Here is a 20,947-nt window from a genome sequence, read left to right as displayed (position 1 = left end):
GCACGACTGCCCGCAGCTGGGTTGCTGCGGGGCCACCGTGCCGGCCCAGCGGCACGACTGCCCGCAGCTGGGTTGCTGTGCGCCCACCCGTGCCGCCCCGGCGGTGTGGCCGGTCGTGGTTGGGTACGGCGGTGGGGTCCGTGCGTACGACGGCGCCGCAGGCGGTTGTCTGCCTGCGGCGCGTCGGTGTTCAGGGGGTTTCTCCTACCTCAGGACGCTTGCCACCAGTCGCATAGCGTTCCGTACGCGGGGGCGGGCGATGCGGTGGACCACCGGGCGGATCACGCGGGCCGTCACTCCCACCGGCCGCCAGCGCAGTTGCAGGCGTCCGGGGTTGCGGCCCTCCGGTTCGAGGGTGACCTCGTGGTGCCCGACGAGGGCCCTACGGGTCGGGAAGTCGACGGGGGCCAGCAGCAGGGCCGCGTTGGACAGGCCCTGCTGGTTCAGGCGGATCACGGGGTGACGTACGCCCTCGAAGCCGTGGACGGGGAGCGAGGCGTCGGCCAGGTCGAGACGGACGGTGCCCTCGAAGACGCCGGGGCGCACCGGGTCCAGACGGAAGGGGATCGTCATCCGGCGCTTGCCGGGAGTCAGGAGCAGGGACGCGCGCTGCGGGCCCACGGGCAGCCGCAGACCGGGGTCGTACGTGCGGATCGCGAGGGTCAGGGTCGCTCCCGGGCCGGGAGTCAGGTCCGTGATCTCGTGGCGGAACTGGGCGGTGGGGAACGGACGCGTGTCCAACTCCAGGTCCGACACGTCCAGTTCCCGGCGGGCACGGTCCGTGGACGGGACGCTGTCGCCCCAGTACGCCGCGCCCGTGCCGTCGGTCGTCACCTGCCGCGGCGCCACTCCCTGTCCCAGCCCGCGCGCCGCCAGCCCGGCCTCGGCCGTGCGGCCGTCCCGCAGCAGTTCCAGCACCACCCGCTCGGGCCGCGGCAGCCTCTCGTACGCGCCGGGCGACAGCGCGTCCAGGTAGGGGGTCATGATGTCCGTGAAGGACGCCAGCCACTCCTCGTCCCGGTACGGCAGGTCGCCGGCGTACATCCGGAAGTCGTGCTTGAGGAACTTGTAGTCCTTGTCCTCCCGCAGCCCCGCGTGCCCGCTGCTCACCAGGAACTCGTCGATGAGCCGCTGGACGTGCACACGGTCGCGCACGTTGGAGATCTTGTGCCGCTGGTTGGAGATGGACGCGGAGGCAGCGGCGGCGAACGGCTCGATGTACCAGACGTACACCGGGTCCGGGATGATCGTGAACGCCTTCGCCAGGCAGTACGCCTGCGCCGAGAACAGCTGGTCCTCGTAGTGGATGCCCTCGGGGAAGCGCAGCTCGTGGCGGTCGAGGAAGGCGCGGGCGTACATCTTGCTGGTCGACAGGTGCTCGAACAGCAGCCTCGGGTCCTCCTCGATGCCCTCCACGGTGCGGCGCTCCGCGACCACGTGCGGCATCCAGGTCGAGCGGCGCCCGTTGTCCACCCGGACCCGGCGCACCGCGCCCATGGTGAAGTCCACCTCGCGTTCCCGGTGGGCCGCGAGCAGCAGCTCCACCGCGCGCGGCGGCAGTTCGTCGTCGCTGTCCAGGAACATCAGGTACGGCGCCCGGGCGATCTCGATGGCCCGGTTGCGCGGGGCGCTGCAGCCGCCGCTGTTCTCCGGCAGGCGGAGGTAGCGGATGCGGTCGTCCTGGGCCGCCAGCTCCCGTGCCACCGACGGGGTTTCGTCCGTCGAGTGGTCGTCGCTGATGACGATCTCGATGTTCGTGTGGGTCTGGGCGCGCAGCGAGGCGACCGCTCGCGGGAGCCGGGCCGCGTCGTTGTAGACGATGACCGTGACCGTGACGTCGGGCTGGGTCATGCGGTGGCCTCCTCGGGGGTCGGGGCGGGGGTGCGGTCCTCGATGGGGAGTACCGGTGGCAGCGACTCCTCGGGTTCGCCGAGGAACACCCGCCGTACGACCCGCTCGGCGGCGCGTCCGTCGTCGTACTCGCAGAACCGGCGCCGGAACGCGGTCCGCGCCTTGGCCGCGCTCTCGTCACGCCAGGCGCCGGAGACGAAGATCTCGGCGAGTTCCTCCTGGGTGCGGGCGACCTGGCCGGGGTGCTCGGTCATGAGGTCGAAGTAGACGCCGCGGGTGGTCCGGTAGGTCTCCCAGTCGTCGGCGTAGACCACGATCGGGCGGTCGAGGTTGGCGTAGTCGAACATGATCGACGAGTAGTCCGTGACCAGCGCGTCGGCGGCCAGGCACAGTTCCTCGACGGGGTCGTAGGAGGAGACGTCGATGATCCGGCCGGAGCGGCGCAGGCCGGTCAGCGGGGAGGCGGCGCCGCCGTAGAAGTAGTGGGCGCGGACGAGGAGGACGGTGTTCTCGCCGAGGCGGTCGGCGAGGGCGGCGAGGTCGAGGCGGGGGGTGAAGCCGGCCTCGTAGTCGCGGTGGGTGGGGGCGTACAGGACGGCCGTCCGGCCCGGGGGGATCCCCAGGCGTTCACGGGCGGCGCGCACCGCCTCGGCGTCGCTGGTGTAGTAGACGTCGTTGCGCGGGTAGCCGTGGTCGAGCGAGATGTAGCGGGACGGGTAGGCGCGCTCCCACATGCGGGTGGAGTGGCCGTTGGCGCTGACGCTGTAGTCCCACTTGTCGATGCGGGCCAGCAGGGCGGCGAAGTCCAGGCCCTTGGCGGCGGCCGGGTGGTCCATCTGGTCCAGGCCCATGCGCTTGAGCGGGGTGCCGTGGTGGGTCTGGAGGTGGATGGCGTCCGGGCGTTTGACCACGCCGTTCGGGAAGTTGACGTTGTTCGTCAGGTACTTGGCGGTGGCCAGGGTCTCCCAGTAGCGGCGGGTACCGGGGATCACGTGGTCCGTGCCCGGCGGCAGCAGGGCGGCGTTCGTCTTGTTCACCACCCACACCGGGTGGATGTGCGGGGCGAGTTCGGCGAGCTTCGCGGCGATCGCGGCCGGGTTGCAGGACACACCGCGGTCCCAGTAGGCCGAGAACACGGCGAGGTTCGGGTCCACCGGGCGGGACAGGGCCCGGCGGTACTGCTGGTCGCGGACCTTGGCCCCCAGCTGCTGCTTGCGGGTCCGCACGGCCTTGCGGGCGGCGCGGCGGGTGCGGTTGGCGGCCTGGAACGCGCGGTACTTGGCGTACGCGCCCTCCTCCAGCAGCGAGTGCCGTACGCCCTCCAGGCCCGCCGGCCGCCGGTGGCCCTCGGGGCGCCAGCGGACCGCGGCCAGGGAGGCGCGGCGGAAGAACTCGCGGGCCACCAGGTCGGGCAGGTCTTCGCGGGCGAAGGTGCGCACCAGGTCGCGCACCATCAGGTCGTACAGCACCGTGTGCGGGGCGCGGCGGTCCCGGGTGAGCGGGAACACGGCCTCGTAGCGGTCGATGAGCGCGAGCCGGTCCTCGGGGACGCGCGGCGGCAGGCTCTCGGGGCGCAGCACGCGGTGTTCGTACGCCGTCTGGTTCAGGCAGGCGACGCGGCCGGCCTCCAGCAGGGCGGCGTAGGCGGCGCGCGGCTCGTCGTCGGTGGTCAGCTGCTCCTGGTGGGCCTGCCAGAACTCGGCGCGCAGGGCGCGGTTGCCGAGCAGCGGGGTGAGCCGCAGCAGGTCGGCGGCGTCCTGGAGGGGCAGCGCGGCGCGGCCGACGGCGGCGAGGTGGCGGCCGTCGCGGGACGGGGAGGCGGCGGTCTGCCAGGTCGTGGTGACGTGGTCGAAGAGGAGGACGTCGACGGGTTCCGGGGCGTCCGCGTCGTCCAGCTCGGCGGTCCGCTCCGCGATCAGGCGGGGCGCGCCGGCCGGCAGGCCGTCCTTGGCGTGGACGAAGTGCAGCCAGCGGCCGGACGCGCGGGCGGCGCCGGCCGCCCGTGCCGCCGCGTCACCGGTGCCCTCGGGCAGTGGCACGACGATGGTCTCGGGGGCGTGGCCCTCGGCCGTCTCCCGCGCCCAGTCGCCGACCGCGGCGACGATCACCTCGGCGTCGGTGAGGGGGTGGGCCGCCAGCGAGTCCAACAGCTCGGTCAGATGCCCCTGTGCGTTAGGCCCGTAGACGATCACGCTCAGCTGAGGCATCGCAGTGGACTCCTTCTGGTTCGACGTCTCCTGGCACACCTTTCATAACATACTGTCACTAAGCAGATGAAAGGGATGATCACCTTCGAGGGTGAGAGCATGGCTCAGGAAGGAAGAGGCTCTTTCGGTGCCGCCGGTTGCGGCGTGTTCACTTTCGCTGCACCTGCTTTTGGTGCGGGCTTCTTCGGTGCCGGTTTCTTGTCGCCCGTGAACGCCTCGTACTCCTTCATGACCTCTTCGGTCGGCCCGTCCATGCGCAGTTCGCCGCGCTCCAGCCACAGGACCCGCTCGCAGGTGTCGCGGATCGACTTGTTGTTGTGGCTGACCAGGAAGACCGTACCCGCGTGCTGCCGCAGTTCGCGAATGCGGGCCTCGGAACGCTTCTGGAAGGAGCGGTCGCCGGTGGCCAGCGCCTCGTCGATGAGCAGGACGTCGTGGTCCTTGGCGGCGGCGATGGAGAAGCGCAGCCGGGCGGCCATGCCGGAGGAGTACGTGCGCATCGGCAGGGTGATGAAGTCGCCCTTCTCGTTGATGCCGGAGAAGTCGACGATGTCCTGGTAGCGCTCCTTGATCTGCTCCCGGGACATGCCCATGGCGAGACCGCCGAGGAAGACGTTGCGCTCGCCGGTCAGGTCGCTCATCAGGGCGGCGTTCACGCCCAGCAGCGACGGCTGGCCGTCGGTGTGGATGTGCCCGCTCTCCACCGGGAGGAGCCCGGCGACGGCCTTGAGCAGGGTCGACTTGCCGGAACCGTTGGTGCCGATGAGCCCGATCGCCTCGCCCCTGTAGGCGACGAACGACACCTTCTTCACCGCGTGCACCTTGCGCACCCCGGCCGCCTTCTCGGCCTGCTTGCGGCGCAGGATCCGGTTCAGGGCGGCGGTGGCGGTGCCACGGCCGGCGCCGGTGCCGTTGACCCGGTAGACGATGTCGACGTTGTCGGCGATGACGGTGGGGATCTTCTCGACGGGGGTCTGCTCAGCCACGGCCGTACGTCTCCTCAGCCTTCCAGAAGTAGATGAAGCCGCCGATGCCGGCGAGCAGGGCCCAGCCGACGGCCGCCGCCCACACGTGCGGGGGCAGCGACGCGCCGTCGAAGCTGTCGATCAGTGCGAACCGCATCAGGTCGATGTAGACGGCGGCGGGGTTCAGCTCCAGCAGGACCCTGACGATGTGCGGCTCCTTCCTGGTCAGCTTGTCGATGCTCCACATGACGCCCGAGACGTACATCCACGTGCGCAGCACGAACGGCATCAGCTGGGCGATGTCGGGGGTCTTGGCGCCCAGCCGGGCCACGATCATCGACACGCCGGCGTTGAACGTGAACTGGAGCACCAGGGCCGGGATCGCCAGTACCCACGAGGCGGCGACCGGCACCCCGAAGCAGAGCAGGATGACCACCAGGGCGGCCATGGAGAACAGCAGCTGCTGGAGCTGCTGGAGCGCGAAGGAGATCGGCAGGGCGGCGCGCGGGAAGTGCAGGGCGCGGACCAGGCCGAGGTTGCCGGAGATCGCCCGGGTGCCCGCCATGATCGAGCTCTGCGTGAACGTCCAGATGAACACGCCCGTGACCAGGAACGGGACGTAGTCCGGCACGTTGTGCTTGGTGCCGAGCAGGACGCCGAAGATGAAGTAGTAGACCGCCGCGTTCAGCAGCGGGGTCATGACCTGCCATACCTGGCCGAGCTTCGCCTGGCTGTACTGGGCGGTGAGCTTGGCGGTGGCGAAGGCGCCGATGAAGTGGCGCCGGGCCCACAGCTGGCCGACGTACTCGGGCAGGGAGGGGCGGGCGCCGCTGACCGACAGGCCGTGCCGGGCCGCGAGTGCCGCGAGGTCTTCGGTGGCCGGGGCCTGTGTGGGGGGCGGTGTGTGGAGGACCTGGCTCACATCCGCTGCTTTCGCTCGGGGGGAGGGGGTGCCGCGTCCGACTCTCGCCGGGATCGCCGCGTGCGTGCCCGTCGTCCGGCGTTTCCTTACGCTTCTCTTCACGTTCTCTTACGTCGGGACGGGACCGTATCGTCGCAACGCGAGAGTAGGCCCAATGGACGTCGGGACGCAACCGTTTCGTCGTAACGCCCTATGCTGGGGGGTATGACGACGAACGCCGCCGAGTCCGCCGACGAGCCGCCGGCGCGTCCGCGCCGCCGGGCGCCCGCCGGGGCCGCCGTGCTCCGGGAGGACGTGACCGAGGCCATCCGGGCGGCCGTGTTCGAGGAACTGGCGGCCGTCGGCTACGCGCGCATGTCCATCGAGGGGATCGCCCGCCGGGCCGGGGTCGGCAAGACGGCGGTGTACCGGCGCTGGCGTTCGAAGCTCCACCTGGTCCTGGACGTCGTCTCGGCGATGGCCGTGACCGGCTTCCCGGTCCCCGACACGGGGTCACTGGAGGGCGACCTGCGCCTCCTCTACGAGGTCACGTCCCGGGCCCTGCGCCACCCCGTCGCGTCCCAGATCATCCCCGACCTCCAGGCCGAGGCGGCCCGCAATCCCGACATCGCGGAGGCGTTCCAGAAGGCGCTGCGGGACGGTCAGGAGGGCGTGGCCAGCCGGATCGTGGCGGCGGCGGAGGAGCGGGGCGAGATCCGCGCGGGCGTCGATCCCGACCTGGCGCTGGACCTCGTCTCGGGCCCGCTGTACTGGCGCTCGGTGGTCATCCGCACCCCGAAACCGCCCAAGGGCTACCTGGAGAAGCTGGCGCGGGCCACGGCGGGCGCGCTCAAGGCGTTGTGACACCACCGGCCGGCTGCCGGGCCGGACAGGCCGGCTCCGGCGCGCGGAACACCCGCTCCGCGAGGCCGGGCGGCAGGCCCCTCGGGGTTTCGGTCCACCGCAGCGGCACGAGCGCGGGGCAACGGTGGTTCCCCCGAGCGGGCGCTACGAGCGTGCCGCCTCCGGATGCAGCCGTACCCAGCCCTCCCAGGCCGAGGTGATCATGTCCTGTACGTCGTACTTGGCCTGCCAGCCCAGCTCCGTGGCGATGCGGGCGGCCGAGGCGACGACACGGGCGGGGTCGCCGGGGCGGCGCGGGGTGACCGTCGGGGGGCGGTTGTAGCCGGTGACGGCGTTGATGCGGTCGATCATCTCGCGGACGGAGACGCCCTCGCCCCGGCCGATGTTCAGGGTCAGGTCGGTGCCCGGGGAGGAGCCCAGGGCGCGGGCGACGGTCACATGGGCCTCGGCCAGGTCGGCCACGTGGATGTAGTCACGGACGCAGGTGCCGTCGGGGGTCGGGTAGTCGTCGCCGAAGATGCGTGGCGCCGCGCCCTCCGTGAACCGCTCGAAGACCATCGGGACCAGGTTGGACACGCCGGTGTCGGCCAGCTCGGGGGCCGCCGCGCCCGCCACGTTGAAGTAGCGCAGCGACGCCGTGGCGAGGCCGGTCGCCCGGGCCGTGGCCCGCACGAGCCACTCGCCGGCCAGCTTCGTCTCGCCGTACGGGGACAGCGGGTGACAGGGCGTCTCCTCCGTCACCACGTCGACGTCGGGCATGCCGTAGACGGCCGCGGAGGAGGAGAAGAGGAACGAGGGGATCTCCGCCTTCGTCACCGCCTCCAGCAGGACGCGCAGCCCCTCCACGTTCTCCCGGTAGTAGTGCAGCGGGCGCTCCACCGACTCGCCCACCTGCTTCTTCGCCGCCAGGTGGACGACCCCGGTGATCCCGTGCCCGTCGAGGGTCCGGGCCAGCAGGTCCGCGTCCAGGATCGAGCCGCGCACCAGCGGGACCTCGGCCGGTACGCGCTCGGCGACACCCGTGGACAGGTCGTCGTAGACGACCGTGGGCTCTCCCGCCTCGGCCATCGCCCGTACGACGTGCGCCCCGATGTATCCGGCACCGCCGGTGATCAGCCAGGTCATGTGCGGCTGTCTCCTCGTCAGCTCTTCAGCTCGTCAGCTCTACGGCTCGTCGGTCGGCTCGGCCCGTGCGCAGGCCCCTCGTGTCGGCCCGGGTCGGTTTACGGGCCCCTGTCTCAGTGAAGCAGGCGCCGGAGGCGTCCGCGGGCCACGGTCAGCACTCCGTGCAGGCCGGTCGCCACGCGCAGGGCCAGGGCGCCGGAGTGCGTGGCGTACGGCTGCGCCAGGAGCACGCCGTGCATCACGCTCGGGACGGCGCGGCGGCGCAGCCGGCCGGCGCCCGCGAGGGCGTGCCCCGTGGTCTCCCGCCGCGTGCCGTCCGCGAAGCCGAGGGTCAGTCGCAGGTCCCAGGTGCCCGAGCCGAGCCGCGCCAGGTCGACCGGCACCTCCGCCCACCAGGTGTCCGTGCCGGCAGGCGTGAGCGCCACCGTCGCGTGCCCCCGCGTGCGGTCGTCCTCACGCGCCTGCCACGCCACCTCCACCTCGCGCGGGCCCACCTCGGCCACCCTCCCGTACAGATCGTGCAGCCGCAGGCGCAGCAGCGAGGCACGCGCGCGGGGGCGCAGTTCCGCGTCCACCGCGAGCGGGAGCGCGGGGAGGCTACGAGCCAGCAGCGGGGCCAGGGAGACCTGGGGCAGGTCGGCGGACCAGACCGGGTCCCCGTCGGCGGTGCGGGCGTAGGGCGGGAGCAGGCGCGCCGGGCGGGCGGCCAGTTCGCGCAGGCGGGGCAGGTCGCGCGGCTCGGGGGAGGCCAGGACCACCTGCGCGATCAGGCGGCCCGGGGCGCTGGGGTTCAGCTCCCAGTCGGCCGCGTCGTAGCGCTCGAGGTACTCCCGGGTGCGTTCCCACCATGCGCGCCGGTAGTGCGCGTCACGCAAGCCCAGCTCACGCGCGTACATGCGCACCTCGTGGTCGAGGAACTTGGCGCGCGCGGCCCGCGCCAGCTCCTTCTGTCCGGCGCCCAGCAGAATGTCGTACGCCAGCGTGCACGCCTCGAGGCGCGCGGTCCAGTTCGCTATGTGCCCCCGGTCCAGCGAGAGCGACAGCCGCTCGGCCGACCGGCGCACCTGCCACACGTACACCCGGTCCGGCACGAGCGCGACGCGCGGGGCGGCGGCCAGCACGCGCGCGGTGAAGACGAAGTCCTCGTAGAGGAAGCGGCCCTCGGGGAAGCGGATGCCGTGCTCGCGCAGGAAGTCGGTGCGGTACAGCTTGTTGACGCACAGCGTGTCGTGGACGAGGCGGGGGCGCTGGGCGGGGCGCGCGACGACGGCGTGCGCGGTGTAGAGCGGCGCCTGCCAGGGCTGTTCACGCCCCGAAGGCAGCTCCCGGCGCACGCACAGGCCGCTCGTGACCTCGGCGTTCGACTCCGTGGCCGCCGCCAGCAGCGCGTCCACCGCACCGGCCGGCAGCACGTCGTCGCTGTCCAGGAACATCACGTACGGCGTGGTCGCCGCGTCGATCCCGGTGTTGCGCGGACTGCCGCAGCCGCCGCTGTTCACGGACCGGCGCACCACCCGCAGCCGCGGCTCGTCGGCGGCCAGCCGGGCGAGCAGTCTGTCGCTGCCGTCGGTGGAGCAGTCGTCCACGGCGATCACCTCGGCGACCGCGGGCCCCTGTGCCAGCGCCGAGCGCACGGCGTGGGCCACATGGGCGCGGTCGTTGTAGCCGATGACGACCACGGCCACCCTGGGCGCCGGTTCCGGCGTCGGCTGGGCTGCCGGTTCCGCCGCGGGCCGGGGGGCCTGCGCGGGTGCCGGGTGCGCGTCTGGCTGTTCAGTGTGCGGGTCGTGCGGTGTCGGGTGCATGGAGTCCACGGGCCGGGAGCGAAGAAAGGTTCAGTAATACCCCATCAAGAGACGCTTAGGGCTCGATCCGGTAGACGGTCGGAACCGGTCAGGGGTTGCGTCCTCGACACGGACTTTACGGTCGTCGGCCGACCGGTCCGCCAGAGCCGTACGAACGACACTACGGCGGCGGCCGTCAGCAGTCCGTTGCGGGTCAGCATCAGCAGGCACCCGGCCCAGGTGCCGTCGATCACCTCGCGGTAGCACATCGGGTACGCCACGGTGCTCAGCGCGCACGCCGCGAGCACCAGCACCGCCACCGGACGCTGGCCGGTGAGCCGCGAGGTCAGGCAGACGGCGGCCAGCCCGATCAGCCAGATCAGGTACTGCGGGCTGATGACCCGGCTGGTGACCGTGAACAGCAGCACCGCGCTCAGCGCCGCGTCGTACGGCGTGGCCTCGCTCCAGCGCCGGGCCCGCACCCGCCACAGCACCAGCAGCCCGAAGGAGACCGCCGTCAGCGCCAGGGAGGCGGTGGCGACGGCGTGCACGTGCGGGCCGACGAGTTCGATCGCGCCGTACTGGTAGCGGGTCCGGCCGGACCAGCCGGCGTGCCGGGCCAGGCTGAGCGCCGTACCGCCGAGCGACTCGATCTGCACGCCCCGGCCGCCCTGCTCGCGCAAGAAGGAGAGCGGGTGGCCGAAGCAGGCCGCGAGCAGGGCGAGACACGCGGCCGCGGTCCACACCGCCCCCGCCCACGCCCGGCGGGTCGGCCGCCCCCGGGGCGTGCCCAGCAGCACCAGCGCCGGCCACACCTTCACCAGCGCGCCCAGCGCCCCGAACACCCCGCCCGCACGCGGGGAGCGCGCCGAGGCCAGCAGGGACAGCACGGCCAGGGCGGTGACCTGGACGTCGTACCGGGCGAGCGGCAGGTGCAGCAGCAGCGGCAGGCCGCCGGTCCACACCGCCGCGCCGAGCAGGCTGCGCCCGGGCCGGGTGCCCGCGCGGACCAGCGCCGCCGCGGTCAGCGCGTCCACGGCCAGCGTGAGCAGGACGAACGCCTGGAAGTACGTCAGCCCCGGCAGCAGCCCCGGCGCCAGCAGTACCGCGCCCGCGCCCGGCGGGTACTGCCACAGCGTGTCGTGCACCGGGAAGGAACCGTGGGAGAGCACGCCGTACCAGTGGAAGTACAGCCGCCACACCTCCCGGGTCACCGAACCCCCTCCCAGCAGCGGCCCTCCGCTGTGGGTGATCAGCCACAGCATCAGGGCGCGGGTGGCGAGCCACGTGGCGGTGAGGGCGAGGACCGGGCCGGGGGTGACACGGAGACGGTTCATCACATGGGAGCCTAAGCGGTGCGGATGGTGTATTCATGCTGATACGCCGTCAACAACCGCAAATATTGGCTAATCACAAGAGATCGGGCCATGGTGAACGTCGGGCTTCGTGCGAAACCGCAGTCGCGCAGGGCGGCTGGAGCGACCACTGACGTGCCGACCGGTGCAACGAGCCACTCACCGCGTCGGGTACCGGCGCACGCCCGGGAACGGCTGTGCCGGGCCGCCGCCGTGGGCGTGCCCGCGCTCGTGATGCTGACGCTCGGGCTCTGGCGGCTGGACCGGGGCGGCATGTGGCGCGACGAGGCGGTCAGCTTCCAGGTCGGGCGCCGGTCGGTGGCGCGGATCTGGCTGCTGCTGCACGACGTGGACGCCGTGCACGGCCTGTACTACCTGCTCCTGCACGCCGTCCTCGGCCTCCACCCCGGCGAGGTCGTCCTCCGGCTGCCGTCGGTGTGCGCGGCGGCCGGCACGGCGGCCCTGGTGGCCGCGCTCGGCACCCGGCTGGCCCGGCCGCGCGTCGGACTGTGGGCCGGGCTGCTCTACGCCGTCACGCCGATGGCCGGGCACTACGCCCAGGAAGGCCGCTCGTACGGCCTCGTCGCGGCCGGCGCCACCGGTGCGACCCTGCTGTTCGTGCGGGCCGTGCGGGGCGGTTCCTGGTGGCCTTACGCCGCGGTGCTCGGACTCACCTGCTGGCTGCACGAGTTCGCCGTCCTGCTGCTCCTCGCCCACGCGGTGTCGCTGGCGCTGGCCCGGGCCGGGGCGCGGGTGTGGCGCGGCTGGGGGTGTGCGGGGGCGGCGGTCGTCCTCGCGCTGCTGCCGATGGTGCTGGTGTCCCGGGCGCAGGCGGCACAGCTGGCGTGGCTGCGGGAGCCCACGGCGGAGACGGCCGAAGGGCTGCTGCGGGGGTTTCTGGGGCCGACGGACGAGGTGTACGGGGTGTGTCTCGCCCTGGCCGTGGTGGGGCTGCTGGGACTTGTGGGGCGGCGGGGGGAGCCGACGTGTGCGGGGGTTGGGCTGCCGGTGATGGTGGTGCCGCCGGTGGTGCTGATGCTGGTGTCGCAGTTGTCGCCGCTGTACGTCGACCGGTACGTGCTCTATGCGTTGTCGGGGGCACCGCTGGTGGTGGCCGCGGGGGCGGATCGGGTGGCTGGGGTGGTGGGTCGCCTGCGGCCGCCCGGTCGTCGGATGCCCGCCGGTTCCGCCCCGCGGAACGACCACCCACCCGCCGACAAACCGCAGAAACGGCACTCCGCCCTGGTGGGTGGCGGTGGATGCGGTGAGGAGCTGGCGGGGCGGTGGTCTGCCCCGGCGGGTGACGACTGGTGCGGCGACGCCTCGCGGAAACGGCACTCCGCCCTGGTGGGAGACGGCCGGTGCGGCGACGAACCGCAGAAACGGCACTCCGATCTGGTGGGCGGCCGATTGTTCGGTGGTGGGGGCTCAGGGGGTGTGCGGAGGGGGGCGTTGGGGCAGGTGTCGTCCGGGACCCTCGCCGGCGTGCTCGCCGTCGGCCTCTCGCTTCTTCATCAGTTCCCCCTCCTCCAGGCGGACCGGGATCCCGGCCGGCGGCCCGACGACCTCGCCGCCGTCTCCCGGGCGGCCGCGCGCGAAGTCGGTCCCGGGGAGTCCGTGCTGTTCGTGCCGACGGCGATGCGGAACGCGGCGCTCACCTACCCCGGGGCGTTCCGGGGGACCCGGGACGTCGCGCTGGCGGCGGGGGCGGCCGAGTCCGGGACGCTGTACGGGCGGGAGGCCGGCGTGGCCGAGCTGCGCCGCAGGCTGGCGCGGCTGGACCGGGTGTGGGTCGTCGGCGACCGGAGGCTGCTCGGCGGCCGCTGGGCCCCCCGCAACCCCGTCGAACGGGCGAAGGTCACCGTCCTGTGGCAGGAGTTCAGCGGGCGCGAGCAGGTCGTGCGGGGCGGGGTGACCGTACGGCTCTACGTCCGCCCGGTCAGCGACCGCCCCCGGCCTCCGTCCGCGCCGCCGCGTCCAGAGCGGTGGTGAGCTGGTCCAGCCGGGCGCGCAGCTCGCCGATCTCCGCGAGGTCGAACCCGGTCGCCGACATGATCCGGCGCGGCACCTCGAGCGCCCGCTCGCGCATCGCCGAGCCCTCCTCGGTGAGGTGGACCCGGACCGACCGCTCGTCCTCGGCGCTGCGCTCACGCCGTACCAGGCCGGCCCCCTCCAGCCGTTTGACCAACGGGGAGAGCGTGCCGGAGTCGAGCCGCAGCTGCTCGCCGAGCGCCTTGACCGGCAGGTCGCCCTGTTCCCACAGCACCAGCATCACCAGGTACTGGGGATAGGTGAGCCCGAGGTCCTTGAGGATCACGCGGTAGACGCCGTTGAAGGCGCGGGACGCGGCGTGCAGGGAGAAGCAGATCTGGCGGTCCAGCCGGAGCCAGTCGGTGTCGGGTGCCGGGGTGCCGGGGGTGGCGGGCGAAGCGGTCATGCCTCCAGGGTAGCTCTTGCGAGCCATTTAGTTGTGCGCAACTGAATTGTGTGCTCTAATCGTAGTCGTGCGGCGGACGGGACAGGCCCCGCCGGAACACCCGATTTCCTCAAGGGATGGTCTTCATGGACGCGCTCTACACCGCTGTCGCCACCGCGACCCACGGCCGCGACGGCCGTGCCGTCTCCTCCGACGGCAAGATCGACCTCAAGCTGGCCCCGCCGGTGGAGCTGGGCGGCAACGGCGAGGGCACCAACCCGGAGCAGCTCTTCGCCGCCGGTTACGCCGCCTGCTTCGGCAGCGCCCTCGGCCTGGTCGGACGCCAGGCGAAGGTCGACGTCAGCGACGCCGCCGTGACCGCCGAGGTGGGCATAGGCAAGCAGGGCGAGGGCTTCGGGCTGAAGGTGACCCTGCGGGTCGAGCTGCCCGAGACCGTGGACGAGGAGACCGGCCGCAAGCTGGTCGAGACCGCCCACCAGGTCTGCCCGTACTCCAACGCCACCCGCGGCAACGTCGACGTCGACCTCGTCATCGAGTAGGCGCGCAGCCGCGCTGCGGAGTCACCGAGTCACCGAGTCACCGGGTGAGCGTTGAGCGGGCCACCTGGTGACCGGGTGCGGGCGCACGAACGGCCGCCCGCACGACGCAGAGGGCCGGTCCCGGCGGGGACCGGCCCCCGCGCCGTCTACGCCGACGTCAGCGCGTCCGGAGCCGCCGCCTGACCCGGGATGCGGACCGCCGGCCAGGGCATCGGCTCGCCCAGCAGCAGGGTCCGCACGACCCGCTCCGCCGCCCGCCCGTCGTCGAACTCGCAGAACCGCTCCCGGAAGTCCGCGCGCAGCCGCGCCGACTCCTCGTCCCGCCACGCGCCCGTGGAGAACAGCCGGGCCAGCTCCCGGTACGAGTGCGAGACATGGCCCGGAGCGTCGGCGGTGACGTCGAGATAGGCGCCCCGGCTCGCCGTGAACGCGGGCCAGTCGTCTGCGTGCACCACGATCGGCCGGTCCAGGTTGGCGTAGTCGAACATCACGGACGAGTAGTCGGTGACCAGCACGTCCGCCGCGAGCAGCACGTCCGCCGTCCGCGGTTCGTCGGTCGCGTCGACCACGATCCCGCGCCGGGCCAGCTCCGTCAGGCCCATGCCCCGCGCGGGGCCCTTCGCCAGCGACGGGTGCAGCCGGACGACGAGCGTGCTGCCCTCACCCAGGTCGGCGGCGAACCGGGCCAGGTCGATCCGGTCCACGTGCCCGCCGCGGCGGTAGTCCCGCCGGGTCGGCGCGTACAGCACGACCGTGTGGCCGGCCGGGATGCCGTGCCGTTCCCGGAAGTCGCCTACACCCCCGTTCACCAGCACGTCGTTGCGCGGGCTGCCGGTGCGCACCGACGTGAAGTGACAGGGGTAGGCCCGCTCCCAGACCAGCTCGGAGTGCCGGTTGGCGGCCAGGCTGTAGTCCCAGCGGTCGGCCCGGCGCAGCATCTGCGGCACGTCGAAGCCGAGCCGCGCGCCCGGCTTGCCCAGCAGGTCGGCGCCCAGGTACTTCAGCGGGGTGCCCTGGTGGGTGTGGATGTGCACGCTGCCGGGCCGCTTGGCCAGCGTGCCGGGCCAGTTGACGTCGTTGACGAAGAACTTCGCGCGCGCGGTCACCTCCAGATAGCGCCGGGAGCCGACGATCACGTGCTCGACGTCGGGCGGCAGCTGCGCGGCCGTCTCCGCGTCCCGCACCACCCACACCCCGCGCAGCCGCGGCGCGACCTCGCGGGCCGCGGCGTACACGGCGGCCGGGTCGCCCAGCACGCCCCGGTGCGAGGACGCCGAGTACACCACCAGGTTCTCGTCCAGCGGGCGGTGCGCGTGCAGCCCCGCCCAGCCGGTGCGGGCCCGCGCGGCGGCCGCCCGGCGCGCCCGGTCCGCCCGCCGGCCCGCCTCCCGGCCCGCCCGTGCCGCCTGCCGCCGCAGCCGGTAGCCCGTCCAGCTGCCGGTGAGCACGGCGACCTCGCCGTCCACCCGGGCCCCCTCGGGCCGGTGCCGGCGGAACATCTCCGCCGTGCGCCGGAAGAACTCGGCCTTGTCGGCGGGCGGCAGCCGGTCCGGCTTGGCGAGGATGTCCAGGCAGTGCTCGCCCATCTTGCGGTGCAGATACGGCCGCCAGCCCGCCAGTTCCGGCCGCTCGGCCACGAAGGCGAAGACCCGTTCGTACTGGTCGTGGATGTCGAAGTGCTTGCGGCTGGTGGTGGACAGGATGTTGCCCTGCCTGCGCTGCCGGTAGTTCAGGCAGATCCGGTCCAGGGCGGCGATCCGCCGGGCGCTGAGCATGACCGGGAAGGTCCAGGGGGTGTCCTCGTAGTAGCCGGGCGGGAACGAGAAGCCGTTCTCCGTGACGAACTCCCGGCGGTAGACCTTGTTCCAGACCACCATCAGCAGGTCGAGGATCCGCGGATACCGCGCGACGGTGAAGGTGTCCGCCCCGGCCTCGGCCAGGACCTCGGCGAGCGCGTTGCGCCGGGTGCCGCCCCACCAGTAGGTGCGCGCGTAGTCGAAGACGAGGACGTCCGGGTCGTCGGCCTCCGTGAGCCGGTCGGCGACGGCCCGCAGCGCGCCCGGGGTGAGGGTGTCGTCACTGTCCAGGAAGAACAGGTAGTCGCCGGTGGCCTCGGGCATGCCCGCGTTGCGGGCCCGGCCGAGGCCCACGTTCTCCGGCAGGTGCAGCACCTTCACGCGCGGGTCGCGCTCGGCGTACTCGTCCAGGATCGCGCCGCAGCCGTCCGGGGAGCGGTCGTCCACGGCGATCAGCTCGAAGTCGCCGAAGGACTGCCCGAGCACCGAGTCCAGGCACTCGCGCAGAAAGCCCTGCACCTTGAAACAGGGCACGATCAGACTGAAGCGGGGCACGGCGGGTCAGCTCCTCACGAGGGTCGCGGCGGCGGGGGCGGGGATGCGCTCCGCGAGCGGGATCACGGGCGGGACCGCCTCCGGCGGCTCACCGAGCAGCACCCGCCGCACCACCCGCTCGGCGGCCCGCCCGTCGTCGAACTGGCAGAACCGCTCCCGGAACGCGGCTCGCAGCGCACCGGCCCCGGGGCCCGCGTACGAGCCGTCGCGGAAGACGGCGGCCAGCTCCCCGGGGGTCCGGACGACCACACCGGGCGGCTCGGCCGGCAGGTCGAAGTAGACGCCCCGGGTCTCCTGGTAGACGTCCCAGTCGTCGGCGTACACGACGATCGGCCGGTCCAGGTTGGCGTAGTCGAACATGATGGACGAGTAGTCGGTGACCAGCGCGTCCGCGGCCAGGCACACGTCCTCCGAGGAGCGGTGCGCGGTGACGTCGATGATCCTTTCCGAGCCCCGGGAGCGGCCCCGGTCGTAGAAGTAGTGGGCGCGCAGCAGCACGACGACGTCCTCGCCGGCCGCCGCGCAGAACGCCTCCAGGTCCAGGCCGGTCTCGAAGCCGGTGTGGTGGTCGCGGTGGGTCGGCGCGTACAGCACGGCCGTCTTGCCCTCGGGGACGCCCAGTTCACGCCGGATCCGGGCCACGTCGCGGGCGGTCGCCGTGTAGTAGACGTCGTTGCGCGGATAGCCGTACTCCAGGTGCTCGTAGGAGCCCGGGAAGGCGCGCTCCCACACCTGGGTGGAGTGTCGGTTGGAGGAGAGGTTGAAGTCCCACCGGTCGACCCGGCCCAGCAGCCGGGTGAAGCTGCCGGACTGCGCGGCCACCACCGGGTACGTCGACTGGTCCACGCCCATCGTCTTCAGCGGCGTGCCGTGCTGGGTCTGGAGGTGCACGCTGCCGGGCCGCTTGACGACGCCCTCGGCGAAGTTCGCGTTGTTGATCAGGTACTTGGCGCGGGACAGCACCTCCCAGTAGCGCCGCGAGCCGATCACCGCGTACTCGACGTCCCGCGGCACGGCGTGCTCCTGGCCCGCCTCGACGAGGAACACCGAGCGGATGTGCGGGGCGAGTTCACGGGCCTTGGCGTGGATCGCGGCCGGATTGCAGGCATAACCGCGGCCCCAGTAGGCGCAGTACACGGCGAGGTTCTCGTCCAGCGGGCGGCGCAGGTCGCGGGCGTAGCGCAGCCGGGTGCGCAGCATGCGCGGACGCGGCAGCCGCCGGGCCGCGCCGCCGGCCGCCCGGTTGACACCGCGCAGACCGCGGAAGGCGGTGTACGCGCCGGCCGCCAGCAGCCGGTGCTGCACGCCCAGGCTGCCGGCCGGCACCCGGTGCCCGGCCGGCCGGTGCCTGCGGTAGAGGCGGGCCGCGCGGCGGAAGAACGCCCGGTGCCCGGAGAGCAGCCGCTCCGGCCGGGACGCCGTCTTCAGCACCACGGCGAACAGCTGGTCGAACAGGGGGCCGGTCCGCTCGGCGGGCAGGCCGCTCTCGGCCGCCCGCGACAGCACCCGCTCCACCTGGTCCAGCAGGGTGTGCTGGTGCGGCCCGGGCAGGTTGAGCCGGCTGCCCTGACGGCGCAGCCGGTGCCGGACGACGGGCCGGCGCAGCACCGCGATCCGCCCGGCGGCGACGCCGGCCAGCCCGCCCCAGCCGAGGTCGGTGAAGAGCCCCTCGGGAAAGGCGAGTTCCTGATCGGCGAGGAAGGCCCGGCGGTACACGACGCCCCACACCGGCAGCTGGACACCGGTCAGCGCGGGCAGCTCGACGGGGGCGAAGGCGCCCTTCGGGGCCCCGGCGAGCAGCGGCGCCGCCGGGTTCGTCGGCTCGCCCTCCCACCAGGGGGCGCGCTCGTGCTCGGCGTACAGCACATCCACCCCGGACACCTCCGACAGCCGGGCGTCCAGCGCGGCCAGCGCGCCCGGCAGCAGCAGGTCGTCGCCGTCCAGGAACAGCAGATAGGCGCCGGTCGCCGCCCGCATCCCGGCGTTGCGCGCCCCGCTCAGGCCGGCGGACGGCGGCGAGTGGACCGGGGTCACCCGGGAGTCCCGCTCCGCGTACCCGGCGGCCACCGCGGCGGCCGGGGCGTCGGGGGCGTCGCAGACCGGGATCAGCTGGAAGTCGCCGAAGGACTGGCCGAGGACCGAGTCCAGCGCCTGGGACAGCCGGCCGGAGACCCCGTGGGAGGGGACGATGATGCTGAAGCGGGGCATGTGGTTCTTTCTGTCGTCTTGCGGACGCGGCCGGGCCGTCCCGCCGGGCGCCAGGTGGACGGCCGGCTCGGGGTGGGCCGCGTCGAGCCGAGGGGCATGGGAACTCCCGGAAGGACCAACGGTGTTCAGTGGCACTCGGTGACGGGGAGGGGACCGGAAGGTTGCGGCACGGTGGCCAGCGGGGAGCGTGCGCAGGCCGCCGGCACCGGATTCCGGTTCGCGAGCGGCACCACCGGCGGCAGCTCCGTCTCGCCCAGCACCACCCGCCGTACGACCCGCTCGGCGGCGCGCCCGTCGTCCCACGGGCAGAACCGCTCCCGGAACGCCGCCCGCAGCTGCGCCGACCGCGAGCCGCGCCAGTGCCCGGTGGCGAAGATGTCGATCAGCTCGTCCTCGCTGCGCGCCACCGCGCCGGGCGGGAAGGCCCGCAGGTCGAAGTAGACGCCCCGGGCCGCCTCGTACGCCGCCCAGTCCTCGGTGTGCACCACGATCGGCCGGTCGAGGCCCGCGTAGTCGAACATGACGGGCGCGTAGTCGGTGACCAGCGCGTCCGAGGCGAGACACAGGGCGGCCAGGTCCGGGTGGCCGGAGACGTCGATGATCCGGGTGCCCTGGACGGGGGTGTGGGCGCGGGCGAGGATCACGAAGCGCGGGCCCAGTCGGCGCAGGATCCGCTCCAGGTCGAGCAGCGGGCGCTGGGTGCGCCGGTGATCGCGGTACGCGGGCGCGTACAGCACCGCGACCGCGCCCTCGGGGACGCCCAGCGAGGCCCGCAGCCGGGCCACGTCCGCCGGGGTCGCCCGCTGGAAGACGTCGTTGCGGGGCAGCCCGCACTCCAGCGTGGTGTAGCGGCCCGGGTGGGCCCGCTCCCGGATCAGGGTGGTGTACCGGTTGCCGGACAGCAGGTAGTCCCACCGGTCGACGTCCCGCAGCTGCCGGGCGAAGTCCGTGTCCCGGGCCGCCGCCGGGTGCTCCTGGAGGTCGAGGCCCTCATGGCCGAGCGGGGTGCCCTGCCCGGTCTGTACGACGACCTGTCCGGGCCGCTTGCGCAGCCTCCCCTCGAAGCCGGCGTCGCCGACCAGGTAGCGGGAGCGGGCCAGCGCCGACCAGTAGGCGGCCGTGCCGGGCGTCAGCCGGCGCGGCCCCGGCGGTGCCGACTGCTCCTGCCCGGACGGGGTGATCCACGCCGTGCTCAGGTGCGGGGCGTGCACCCGGAACGCCTCCTCCAGCGCGGCCGGATCGCCGCGCCCCTCCCGGGCGGCGAACACCGCCCGGTCCGAGCGCAGCGGCAGCCGCAGCTGGATCCGGTAGTGCAGCCCCAGCGCACCGGCGCGCAGGGCTCGGGCCGGCCGCACGGCGCTCTTCAGCGTGCGCCGGCGGGCGGCCGAGACCAGCCGGAGCACCCGCAACGTGCGGTGCAGGCCGAGGCGGACCAGGGTCTGCCGCAGCCCGAGGCGCGTCCCCGGCACCCGGTGGCGGCGGCAGTGGGCGCGGGCCCGGCGCAGGAATTCGCCGTGGCTGCCGCGCGGCAGCCGGTCCGGCCGGGTGAACACCACCGCGTAGTGGTCGACCATCCGCCGGTACAGCTCCGGCCGCCAGCGGGCCAGTTCGGGCCGCTGCCCGACGTACGCGAACACCCGGTCGTACTGCTCGAACAGATCGAAGTGCCGGCGGCTGGTGGTGCCGAGGATGCTGCCCTGCCGGCGCTGCCGGTAGTGCACGCACACCCGGTCCAGGGTGGCGATCGAACCGGCCGTCAGCAGTACCGGGAAGGTCCAGGGCGTGTCCTCGTAGTAGCCCGGCGGGAACTCGAATCCGTGGGCCCGCACGAACTCCCGCCGGTAGGCCTTGTTCCAGGCCACCATCAGCACCCGCAGCAGTCCGGGCCGGTCCTCCAGCCGGAACGGTGCCGGTCCCCGCTCGGCGAGTTGGGCGGCGAGCTGGTTGCGCACCTCCCGGCCGTCCCAGAAGGTGCGCGCGTAGTCGAAGACCAGGACGTCCGGGTCGCCGGTCTCCTTGAGCCGGTCGGCGACCGACCGCAGCGCGTCCGGGGTGAGCGTGTCGTCGCTGTCCAGGAAGACCAGGTAGTCGCCGGTCGCCTCGGCCATGCCCGCGTTCCGGGCGCGGCCCAGCCCCCGGTTGCCGGGCAGGTGCACGGGCCTGACGCGCGCGTCCCGGGCCGCGTACTCGTCGATGATCGCGCCGCAGGCGTCGGGCGAGCAGTCGTCCACGGCGATCAGTTCCAGATCGGAGTACGACTGCGAGAGCACCGAGTCCAGGCACTCGGAGAGATACGCCTGGACCTTGTACGCGGGGACAATGACACTGAACCTGGGCAAGGGACATCCATGGGTCGGTCG

14 protein-coding genes are annotated in these 20,947 nt (G+C 73.2%); 3 read left to right on the top strand and 11 right to left on the bottom strand.

Annotated features, from left to right (window positions below):
- Positions 1 to 204: 204 nt before the first annotated feature.
- The 4 genes from JK361_RS12425 to JK361_RS12410 all read right to left on the bottom strand — a co-directional run bounded on the left by JK361_RS12425 (position 205) and on the right by JK361_RS12410 (position 5,945).
- Positions 205 to 1,851 (bottom strand): glycosyltransferase family 2 protein, encoded by a 1,647-nt coding sequence (locus JK361_RS12425; RefSeq protein ID WP_201815907.1) that lies wholly within the window; start codon positions 1,849 to 1,851, stop codon positions 205 to 207.
- Complete coding sequence (locus tag JK361_RS12420) at positions 1,848 to 4,058, bottom strand: CDP-glycerol glycerophosphotransferase family protein (RefSeq protein WP_201815905.1); 2,211 nt, start codon at positions 4,056 to 4,058, stop codon at positions 1,848 to 1,850. The genes JK361_RS12425 and JK361_RS12420 overlap by 4 nt, the downstream gene beginning before the upstream one ends.
- A gap of 104 nt (positions 4,059 to 4,162) precedes the next feature.
- A complete protein-coding gene (locus tag JK361_RS12415; protein ID WP_201815903.1) occupies positions 4,163 to 5,044 on the bottom strand; it encodes an ABC transporter ATP-binding protein in 882 nt (293 codons plus the stop codon).
- Positions 5,037 to 5,945, bottom strand: coding sequence for an ABC transporter permease (locus tag JK361_RS12410; protein ID WP_201815901.1), 909 nt, complete (start codon positions 5,943 to 5,945; stop codon positions 5,037 to 5,039). The genes JK361_RS12415 and JK361_RS12410 overlap by 8 nt, the downstream gene beginning before the upstream one ends.
- A 204-nt stretch (positions 5,946 to 6,149) precedes the next feature.
- Here JK361_RS12410 and JK361_RS12405 point away from each other — a divergent pair, with 204 nt between their 5' ends.
- Entirely contained in the window at positions 6,150 to 6,788 is a 639-nt protein-coding gene (locus JK361_RS12405) for a TetR/AcrR family transcriptional regulator (protein WP_201815899.1), read from the top strand.
- 144 nt (positions 6,789 to 6,932) lie between these two features.
- Here the strand turns inward: JK361_RS12405 and galE are convergent, their stop codons facing one another.
- The 3 genes from galE to JK361_RS12390 all read right to left on the bottom strand — a co-directional run bounded on the left by galE (position 6,933) and on the right by JK361_RS12390 (position 11,034).
- On the bottom strand, positions 6,933 to 7,913 hold the full coding sequence (galE, locus tag JK361_RS12400) for a UDP-glucose 4-epimerase GalE (RefSeq protein ID WP_201815897.1): 981 nt from the start codon (positions 7,911 to 7,913) through the stop codon (positions 6,933 to 6,935).
- Between the two features lie 113 nt (positions 7,914 to 8,026).
- A complete protein-coding gene (locus JK361_RS12395) occupies positions 8,027 to 9,718 on the bottom strand; it encodes a glycosyltransferase family 2 protein (RefSeq protein WP_201816166.1) in 1,692 nt (563 codons plus the stop codon).
- A 44-nt stretch (positions 9,719 to 9,762) separates the two neighbouring features.
- Complete coding sequence (locus JK361_RS12390) at positions 9,763 to 11,034, bottom strand: glycosyltransferase 87 family protein (RefSeq protein WP_201815895.1); 1,272 nt, start codon at positions 11,032 to 11,034, stop codon at positions 9,763 to 9,765.
- Positions 11,035 to 11,286: 252 nt separating this feature from the next.
- Between JK361_RS12390 and JK361_RS41205 the strand changes: the two genes are divergently transcribed.
- On the top strand, positions 11,287 to 13,044 hold the full coding sequence (locus JK361_RS41205) for a glycosyltransferase family 39 protein (RefSeq protein ID WP_236052893.1): 1,758 nt from the start codon (positions 11,287 to 11,289) through the stop codon (positions 13,042 to 13,044).
- Here JK361_RS41205 and JK361_RS12375 read toward each other — a convergent pair.
- The gene (locus JK361_RS12375; protein WP_236052744.1) at positions 12,992 to 13,489 is read right to left on the bottom strand and encodes a MarR family winged helix-turn-helix transcriptional regulator; all 498 of its coding nucleotides are present in this window, start codon (positions 13,487 to 13,489) and stop codon (positions 12,992 to 12,994) included. The genes JK361_RS41205 and JK361_RS12375 overlap by 53 nt on opposite strands.
- Before the next feature lie 125 nt (positions 13,490 to 13,614).
- Here JK361_RS12375 and JK361_RS12370 point away from each other — a divergent pair, with 125 nt between their 5' ends.
- Positions 13,615 to 14,028 carry an organic hydroperoxide resistance protein gene (locus JK361_RS12370; protein WP_201815892.1) on the top strand — a complete coding sequence of 138 codons (414 nt, stop codon included), beginning with the start codon at positions 13,615 to 13,617 and terminating at the stop codon, positions 14,026 to 14,028.
- A 146-nt stretch (positions 14,029 to 14,174) separates the two neighbouring features.
- Here JK361_RS12370 and JK361_RS12365 read toward each other — a convergent pair whose 3' ends face one another.
- The 3 genes from JK361_RS12365 to JK361_RS12355 all read right to left on the bottom strand — a co-directional run bounded on the left by JK361_RS12365 (position 14,175) and on the right by JK361_RS12355 (position 20,926).
- On the bottom strand, positions 14,175 to 16,379 hold the full coding sequence (locus tag JK361_RS12365; protein WP_201815891.1) for a bifunctional glycosyltransferase/CDP-glycerol:glycerophosphate glycerophosphotransferase: 2,205 nt from the start codon (positions 16,377 to 16,379) through the stop codon (positions 14,175 to 14,177).
- A 6-nt stretch (positions 16,380 to 16,385) separates the two neighbouring features.
- Positions 16,386 to 18,587, bottom strand: coding sequence for a bifunctional glycosyltransferase/CDP-glycerol:glycerophosphate glycerophosphotransferase (locus JK361_RS12360; protein ID WP_201815890.1), 2,202 nt, complete (start codon positions 18,585 to 18,587; stop codon positions 16,386 to 16,388).
- A 125-nt stretch (positions 18,588 to 18,712) separates the two neighbouring features.
- Positions 18,713 to 20,926, bottom strand: coding sequence for a bifunctional glycosyltransferase/CDP-glycerol:glycerophosphate glycerophosphotransferase (locus JK361_RS12355; protein WP_201815889.1), 2,214 nt, complete (start codon positions 20,924 to 20,926; stop codon positions 18,713 to 18,715).
- Positions 20,927 to 20,947 lie beyond the last annotated feature (21 nt).

Source organism: Streptomyces musisoli (assembly GCF_016741855.1).
Classification (GTDB): Bacteria; Actinomycetota; Actinomycetes; order Streptomycetales; family Streptomycetaceae; genus Streptomyces; species Streptomyces musisoli.
Note: the sequence above shows the minus strand (reverse complement) of the source record. Positions and strands in the feature narration are given on the sequence as shown.

Coding starts and splice junctions, on each gene's coding strand:
- JK361_RS12425 (WP_201815907.1), bottom strand. CDS start 1,851: ATGACCCAGCCCGACGTCACGGTCACGGTCATCGTCTACAACGACGCG.
- JK361_RS12420 (WP_201815905.1), bottom strand. CDS start 4,058: ATGCCTCAGCTGAGCGTGATCGTCTACGGGCCTAACGCACAGGGGCAT.
- JK361_RS12405 (WP_201815899.1), top strand. CDS start 6,150: ATGACGACGAACGCCGCCGAGTCCGCCGACGAGCCGCCGGCGCGTCCG.
- galE (WP_201815897.1), bottom strand. CDS start 7,913: ATGACCTGGCTGATCACCGGCGGTGCCGGATACATCGGGGCGCACGTC.
- JK361_RS12395 (WP_201816166.1), bottom strand. CDS start 9,718: ATGCACCCGACACCGCACGACCCGCACACTGAACAGCCAGACGCGCAC.
- JK361_RS12390 (WP_201815895.1), bottom strand. CDS start 11,034: ATGAACCGTCTCCGTGTCACCCCCGGCCCGGTCCTCGCCCTCACCGCC.
- JK361_RS41205 (WP_236052893.1), top strand. CDS start 11,287: ATGCTGACGCTCGGGCTCTGGCGGCTGGACCGGGGCGGCATGTGGCGC.
- JK361_RS12375 (WP_236052744.1), bottom strand. CDS start 13,489: ATGACCGCTTCGCCCGCCACCCCCGGCACCCCGGCACCCGACACCGAC.
- JK361_RS12370 (WP_201815892.1), top strand. CDS start 13,615: ATGGACGCGCTCTACACCGCTGTCGCCACCGCGACCCACGGCCGCGAC.
- JK361_RS12360 (WP_201815890.1), bottom strand. CDS start 18,587: ATGCCCCGCTTCAGCATCATCGTCCCCTCCCACGGGGTCTCCGGCCGG.